Annotated in this window: 3 protein-coding genes; all 3 read left to right on the top strand. The window is 34.4% G+C overall.

Annotated features, from left to right (window positions below):
- Positions 1-33: 33 nt before the first annotated feature.
- On the top strand, positions 34-846 hold the full coding sequence (locus B3J44_RS15305; RefSeq protein ID WP_286969399.1) for an energy transducer TonB: 813 nt from the start codon (positions 34-36) through the stop codon (positions 844-846).
- Positions 846-1,484, top strand: a complete 639-nt coding sequence (locus tag B3J44_RS15300; RefSeq protein WP_286969397.1) for an energy transducer TonB — start codon at positions 846-848, stop codon at positions 1,482-1,484. Before B3J44_RS15305 ends, B3J44_RS15300 begins: the two co-directional genes overlap by 1 nt.
- 52 nt (positions 1,485-1,536) lie before the next feature.
- The coding region (locus B3J44_RS15295; RefSeq protein WP_286969395.1) for a 1-deoxy-D-xylulose-5-phosphate synthase at positions 1,537-3,011 on the top strand (1,475 nt) is incomplete at its 3' end.

Genomic DNA, 3,011 nt, shown 5'->3' with positions numbered 1-3,011 from the left:
AGAAAAAATTAGTTTCCCAATAGCACTTGAAAAATGGAAATAAGACATAAAATAGAAATACCTAAACCCTGCAGCGAGAACTGGGATCAAATGACTCCAACTGAAAATGGGCGTTTCTGTGTAAGCTGTTCTAAAACGGTTATGGATTTCACTTCTATGCTTCCAGAAGAAATTCAGCATTATTTCATTCAAAACCAAAACCAAAAAATTTGCGGAAGGTTTAAACAATCACAGTTAGATCACATTACGATTCAAATTCCTAATCGCGTTTTATATTCGCAGACAAACTACCATAAAATATTTCTTCTCGCTTTGTTTATTGCAATGGGAACCACTTTGTTTAGCTGTGCAGATAAAGATGGCAACAAGAAAAAAATTGATCAAATTGAAATTGTTGACAATCCAACACAAAATCAAGATGAAGATGTTTCCTCCTGCTATGGGCATCAGATTGAATCTAAAAAAGAAAAAACAAAAATACCAAGAGAAAGAGTCACAATGGGAATGGTAGTTCCTTCTAAACCTATTGAATATTATCGTTTTAAGTATAGCATTATATATAATTCAGTTGATTTGGATATTTTACCTGCTCCAAAAGGCGGAATGAAAAAATTCTATTCTTACTTTGCAAAAAATTACACTGCTTCAAAAAAAGGAGAAATGTCAGTCCTATTTGTAGTAGAAAGAGACGGCACTTTAACTAATTTTCAAGTAACCAAAAACGCATCTTCAGAAAATGAAGCAAAAGTTATTAAAGTTTTAGAATCTGGTCCAAAATGGATTCCTGGAAAAACAAACAATGGGGATGTGCGATCAACTTTCATTTTGCCAATTACATTTAAATAATGAAAATTAAACATAAAATAACTATTCATATAAATTGCAAATCATTTTTGCCAACGTTGTATGTAGTTATGGTTCTAGTTCTTTTCGGTTGTCAAAACAAAGAAAATAAACAGCCGGAAGCTAAAAACATTGATATTAACAAAGATACTTTGACTACAAAGCCAGATGCTTTAGATACAACTGCAATCAGTACAAAAAAATCAGATCAAGCACCGTCAGATATATCAAAAATTGAGCAGCTTAAAATTAGGAAAACTACAACAATAGCATCTAGAGAAGTTGAAGAGAACAAATCATCAAAATCTGATAAAACAAAAAAAGATGATACTTCGATAGTTGCAAAAACAGTTTCAAATTCTAATGCAGAATTTCCAGGTGGCATTGAACAATTTCATAATTTCTTCATGAAAGAATATAAAAAACCTGAAGAAGTAGAATATTGGAAGCTGAATTTTACGCTTTCATTTGCTGTAGAAAAAAATGGTTCTGTATCATTTCTTGAATGTGCTCCTGCAGTTGAAGAACCTCTCGAAAAAGAAATCATCAGGGTTTTAAGCTTATGCCCTAAATGGTTGCCAGGCGAATCGAACGGAAAAAAAGTGAGAATGCAATATTCTGTACCCATTTTATTGAAATAAGACTCTAAGAGAAAATTAAATTTAAAACCGTAAATTTGCTTTTTACCTTACAATGAAAAGCGATTTACTTTCCGACATATATAATCCCGCTGATTTACGTCTTTTAAAAGAAGAACAGCTCGCCCAAGTTGCCCAAGAACTTCGTCAGTTTATTATTGATATAGTTTCTGTAAAAGAAGGGCATTTGGGAGCAAGTTTAGGCGTTGTAGAACTTACAATAGCGCTTCACTATGTTTTTAATACTCCAAACGATTTATTGGTTTGGGATGTTGGACATCAAGCTTATGGACATAAGATATTAACTGAAAGAAGAGAAAATTTTGATACCAATAGACAAATTGGAGGTATTTCTGGTTTTCCAAAAAGGAGCGAAAGCGTTTATGACACTTTTGGTGTCGGGCATTCTTCAACTTCGATTTCTGCAGCACTCGGAATGGCGATTGCTTCTAAATTAAAAGGCGATTTTGACAAAGAGCATATTGCAGTTATTGGCGATGCATCAATTGCAAGCGGAATGGCGTTTGAAGGTCTTAATCACGCTGGAGTTACAGATGCGAATATTCTCGTTATCCTTAATGACAACGCAATTGGAATTGACCCAAGTGTTGGCGCTTTAAAAAAATACCTTACTTCGGTTAAAAACGGAAAAAATCCACGCCAGAACAATATCATTAAATCTTTGAATTTTGATTATTCTGGTCCAATTGACGGTCATGATCTTCCAAAATTAATCAAAGAATTAAATCGTCTCAAAAAGATAAAAGGCCCAAAATTCCTTCATATTGTAACTACAAAAGGAAAAGGATTGCAGCAAGCTGAAGAAAATCAGGTAAAATATCACGCTCCTGGTAAATTTGACGCTTCGACGGGAGAAATTCATTTAAAATCGGAAGAAAATCTTCCTCCAAAATATCAGGATGTTTTTGGCTTAACTATTCTAGATTTAGCTAAAAAGAATGAAAAAATAATCGGAATCACACCTGCAATGCCATCTGGAAGTTCATTAAAATTTATGATGGACGAATTTCCAGAACGTGCTTTTGATGTCGGAATTGCAGAACAGCATGCCGTAACGCTTGCTGCAGGAATGGCGACTCAAGGAATGATTGTTTACTGCAATATTTATTCGACATTTTTACAGCGTGCCTACGATCAAGTTATTCATGATGTTGCTTTACAAAATCTACCTGTCATATTTTGCCTCGATCGTGCAGGCTTGGTAGGCGAAGATGGTGCAACGCATCATGGTGTTTTTGACATTGCGTATCTGCGTTCGATTCCGAATATGATTATTTATGCTCCATTAAACGAAATTGAACTTCAAAACATTTTATACACAGTTCAATTAGGAATAGATCATCCTATCGCAATTCGATATCCAAGAGGTCGCGGAGTTCTTCCAAATTGGGAAGTAGAAAATTTCGGACATTACGAAAAAATAAATTGGGGCGAAGCAAAATGCTTAAAAGATGGTACGAAAGTTGCTGTACTGTCGGCCGGAACAATTGGAAATAATGTTATAGAAGC

This window comes from Flavobacterium sp. UBA4854, assembly GCF_002399805.1.
GTDB lineage: Bacteria > Bacteroidota > Bacteroidia > Flavobacteriales > Flavobacteriaceae > Flavobacterium > Flavobacterium ginsengisoli.
The sequence above is the reverse complement of the archived record's forward strand: the minus strand, read 5'-3'. Positions and strand labels throughout refer to the sequence as shown.